Consider the following 4635-nt stretch of genomic DNA (forward strand, 5'->3'; position numbering starts at 1 on the left):
TCGTCGTTTTCTACTCATGTGTATAGTTTATCTTATTTTCTGGATTTTGTGTCCAACTATTTGTGGACATTATATTAAGAGTATTTTAACTCAATAAATAAATTTAGGAGTGTCTTATGAAACTAAGTAAAGTAGCAATTGAAAACTTTAGAGCATATCTGGATAAAACAGAAATCAATTTCGACAATCTAACAGCAATTATTGGAAAAAATGATATAGGCAAATCAACCATCCTTGAGGCACTTGAGATATTCTTTAACAATTCAATTGTTACTTGTGACAAAAACGATTTATCGGTCAATAGACTTGGCAATGACGAGAACATCAAGATTACTTGTACTTTTACAGACCTTCCTTCTCAAGTAACAATTGATGCTGCTTTCAAAACAAGTTTAGAAAACGAATTTTTATTAAACGAAAATGGAGAGCTTGAAATTTTGAAAATATTTAAAGCTACTTCTGCTAAACCCAAAGAAAGCGTATTCATAAGATGTCTTCATCCTTCCGATACAGACTACAGTGACTTATTGACTTTAAAAAATGCTGATCTTAAGAAGCGAGCTGAATCTCTTAAAATAAGTAAAGAGAGCTATAACGCCTCAATCAATGCAGAAATTCGCCAGGCAATCCGTTTAACTAATAAAAATTGTTATAAAGAAGTCATCCTTATACCAGCAGATAAAGAAGACGCAAAAAAAATCTATGATAATCTTAAACTGTATCTACCAATGTATGCATTATTTCAATCTGACCGATCAAGTACAGATGATGACAATGAAATTACTGATCCAATGAAAATAGCTATTCAACAAGCCTTAATTGAAGTATCTGAAGAATTAGAAAATATTAAAGAAGCTGTTCGACAAAGAACCCTTGATACAGCAATAAGAACCCTTGAAAAACTGAAAGAAATGTCGCCTGATTTGGCGAATTCGTTAGTTCCTGAATTTAAAAGTGAACCCAAATTCGATTCTCTTTTTAAATTATCTATAAATTCAGATAATAACATTCCCATTAATAAACGAGGTAGTGGTGTGCGTCGGCTAATTTTACTGAATTTTTTCAGAGCCGAAGCAGAAAGACGGCTCAAAGAATCCAATAGTTCATCCATAATATATGCTTTCGAAGAACCAGAAACTTCACAGCATCCAGATCATCAAGCACTATTAGTTGAAGCATTTCTAGAATTATCACATACGCCAAACACACAAATCATTTTAACAACTCATACACCGGCTTTGGCAAGTATGATAAATATTGAAAATTTAAGATTTCTAAGCAAAAGTAATGATGATGAAAAAAGAATAGTGATGTCAAATAGTGATACTACATATGAGTTAATATGTAATGAGCTCGGTGTATTACCTAATCCCATCAACATGAACACTCGTGCGATAATATTAGTCGAGGGACCTGGTGATGTTATCTTTCTAAACCACGCAGCACAATGTTTGTATAAAGATGGTTTTTTAGAAACTACTTTTGAAAAAGCAAATTTCGCGATCGTTCCAATTGGAGGCTGTGGAACTTTAAAATACTGGATTAACTTAAAGCTAATAGATCAGTTCTATCTACCTTGGGGAATTTTGTTAGATTCCGACAACGGTGCAGCAGAACAAACTTACAATTTTAAGAAAGTCTCAGAATTAAGAAAAAAGGGTATCAAAGCCTATACAACCAGAAAAAGAGAACCTGAAAACTATATCCACTATGATTGTGTTAGAGAAACCGTCCAATATTCCGATACAGATGATGCTAAGGAAATAATTAATCACGCTACCAATATAGGTAAAAATGATGTATTAATAAAACTTTGGCCAAAAATGACTGGTGCGAGAATTCGTGAAGTTGAAAAGTACGAAGACAACGGTATAATCCATTACGAATTAACAGAAATGATTACGGATTTTCTTAAATTGATGAGTTGATTTTTAGAGAATGCACTTTGGATATGAATCAATGAAAGTTCCCCGTATCTAAAGAGTACATTTTCACGAATATCGACATGCAAAATTAAATTCAACACATTTTACTGCCCCATAAACTTTTGGCTAAAATAATATTTTGTAAGGTAAAACATAATGAGATTTAAAATAGAAAAATTTCGTATTGATGAGGGTTTCTTATTAGAAACAGATAGTTGGGACGATTGGTTCGAATTTTCAACAATGTATTGCTTGAAATATATAGATAAAACCAATAAAACTACTGAAATAGGTAATATCAAAATAGGTCAAACTAATATGGAAAGTGGTCAACGTCGAGCAGATATTCCAAGACATTTTGATCGTTTAGATGCTATCTTTTTTTCAGTTGGTCAAAGTGTTGAATACTATGAAAACCTTAAAAATTTAGGTGATAATCTCAGGGAAGAAGTTCTCACTTCATTAAATGATATGGCATTTAATATCGCTCTTTTTGAAAAGCATAAAAATCAAAGAGTTACACAAATTTCCCTTATGAGAGATATTTCAGAAAAAGAGATAACGAATCAATTTACGCGTGTGGCTAATGGTGGTGCAAAACTTACAAATTTTTCATTTGGATATTCATTTCCAACTCTTATAAAAACTAACGAAAAAACTTTAGTAGTGAACAACCCAGCAAAAATAACTTTCAGAGTTAAACCTGAATCTAATCCTCCTACCAATATTCACATAATTATTGGACGAAACGGCGTAGGGAAAACTTACTTTATAAAAAACCTTATTAAAGTGATTACTAGTAATAATGATGCGGAAAACGGCTTTTTTTTCGATCCCAGAAACAACGAAAAATTACCAGCTAGCAATTTATTTGCAAATGTAATTTGCGTTGGCTTTAGCGCTTTTGATGATTTTCCGTCAGCCATATTTTCCCAAGTCAAATCTATGATTTTTATTGGTTTAAACAACGAAAAAAGTGCTGCTTCAAGAGTTAATGAGCTTTCCATACAATTTTCTAACAGTTTATTTAAGATCCTTTCTAGTAAATCGAAAAGTAAACTTTGGCAAAATGCAATGGGGATTCTAAATTACGACAATTATTTCGAGGAATCATTAATTTCCAAAATTGTATTTAATGAAGACCAAACCAAATTTTCTAAAGAAACATGTGATATATTTACGCGTTTAAGTTCAGGTCATAAGATTATTTTATTAATAATAACTCAATTAGTTGAAGTTATTGAAGAAAAATCATTAATTATCATTGATGAACCAGAAACACATCTACATCCCCCTTTATTATCAGCTTTTACCAGAGCATTATCTGATATTCTAACAGAAAAGAATGCTGTTTCAATCCTTGCTACGCATTCACCTATCATACTTCAAGAAGTACCTTCTAGTTGTGTTTGGAAAATGCAAAGATCAAAATATTTCATCTCTCTGGAGAACCTACAACAAGAAACTTTTGGAACTAATATTAATGCATTAAATAGAGAAGTATTTGGTTTAGAAGTTGAAAAATCTGGATTCCATCATCTATTAAAAGAAGTTCTAAAAAAAGAAGATTACGATTTAGAAACCGTTTTCGATGTTTTTAACAACGAATTAGGGGATGAAGCAAAAGCTTTACTTAGAATATTAGTCGCTTTAAAAGAAAAGGAAACAGAATAATGAAAAGGATAGAAAAGCCTGAAAATAACATTGAAGATATCATCACTGACTGTGTATCTAATTACGAAAATGAAGAACTGAAAAGAAAATTCACTGAGTCTATTCCTTTTATTAAAGATTATACAGATCATTTTGACTCCAGTATGTTAGAAAACAGTGTCCATTTGTTGGTTCCTCACGATAATACTAATGATATATTAAGTACAAAAGAAATGGTAGACCTATACAACAATAAATTTTCAAAACAAAAACAGCCTGGTAGAATTCATTATGAAAAAATTAAAATATCAGCCCCAAACGAAAAATGTCCATTGTGCGGAGTTAGGATTGTTTCAACTCTTGACCATTTTATGAGTAAACAACTATTCCCCTCCCTTGCAATTTCACCTATTAATTTAGTACCAGCTTGCTTCGACTGCAATAAAATTAAAGGAAAAAAACAATTTGAAACGTTTGAACAAACTCACTTGCATCCATATTATGATAACATCGACGATGAGATATGGTTAACTTCTGAGATAAAGAAAGATAATACATCATCAAATATATCAATACAATTTAACACCGTTAAACCTGCTAATTACGATATCTCTCTTTATCAAAGAATAATAACTCATTTTATACTTTTTGATTTAGAACACCTATTTCGTGTTCAGGCAATAGATGAAATTTTAAATGTAAAGTATAAACTAAAAAAAATCAAAAGAACTGCAGGGATAAAAGCACTCTATGAAGATTTGCTTGATACTAAGAACAGTTGTGAAAAACACGATCAAAATAGTTGGAAATCTGCATTATATAGAGCATTACATAATAATGAGTGGTTTGTAGAAACATATTTAGACGATTAATAGCTCCTTATAATCTTTCCTTTCATAATAAATATACCTTCATTAAAATATCTACGGCTACTGCAAATATAGGATTACCAGTGCGTTTTTTCATCAATAGATTTATTGTTATATAATGTACACGCTTGTCAAGACACGAAATTAGAAATTTTTAGATAAATCTCCTTTCGCGTTTTGATTAGGCA

Annotated in this window: 3 protein-coding genes; all 3 read left to right on the forward strand. The window is 31.1% G+C overall.

The features are described 5' to 3' along the window. Positions 1 to 116 precede the first annotated feature (116 nt). Positions 117 to 1928 carry an ATP-dependent endonuclease gene (locus U2P91_RS17580; RefSeq protein ID WP_111889540.1) on the forward strand — a complete coding sequence of 604 codons (1812 nt, stop codon included), beginning with the start codon at positions 117 to 119 and terminating at the stop codon, positions 1926 to 1928. Between the two features lie 153 nt (positions 1929 to 2081). Then, positions 2082 to 3599, forward strand: a complete 1518-nt coding sequence (locus U2P91_RS17585; protein ID WP_111889539.1) for an AAA family ATPase — start codon at positions 2082 to 2084, stop codon at positions 3597 to 3599. Beyond that, positions 3599 to 4450 (forward strand): HNH endonuclease, encoded by an 852-nt coding sequence (locus tag U2P91_RS17590; protein ID WP_111889538.1) that lies wholly within the window; start codon positions 3599 to 3601, stop codon positions 4448 to 4450. The genes U2P91_RS17585 and U2P91_RS17590 overlap by 1 nt, the downstream gene beginning before the upstream one ends. Positions 4451 to 4635 lie beyond the last annotated feature (185 nt).

Origin of the sequence: Acetobacterium sp. K1/6, assembly GCF_034438075.1 — a bacterium.
Lineage (GTDB): Bacteria > Bacillota > Clostridia > Eubacteriales > Eubacteriaceae > Acetobacterium > Acetobacterium carbinolicum.

What these genes read in the sequence shown, in the direction of transcription:
- U2P91_RS17580 (WP_111889540.1), top strand. Translation starts at nt 117, where the DNA reads ATGAAACTAAGTAAAGTAGCAATTGAAAACTTTAGAGCATATCTGGAT.
- U2P91_RS17590 (WP_111889538.1), top strand. Translation starts at nt 3,599, where the DNA reads ATGAAAAGGATAGAAAAGCCTGAAAATAACATTGAAGATATCATCACT.
- U2P91_RS17585 (WP_111889539.1), top strand. Translation starts at nt 2,082, where the DNA reads ATGAGATTTAAAATAGAAAAATTTCGTATTGATGAGGGTTTCTTATTA.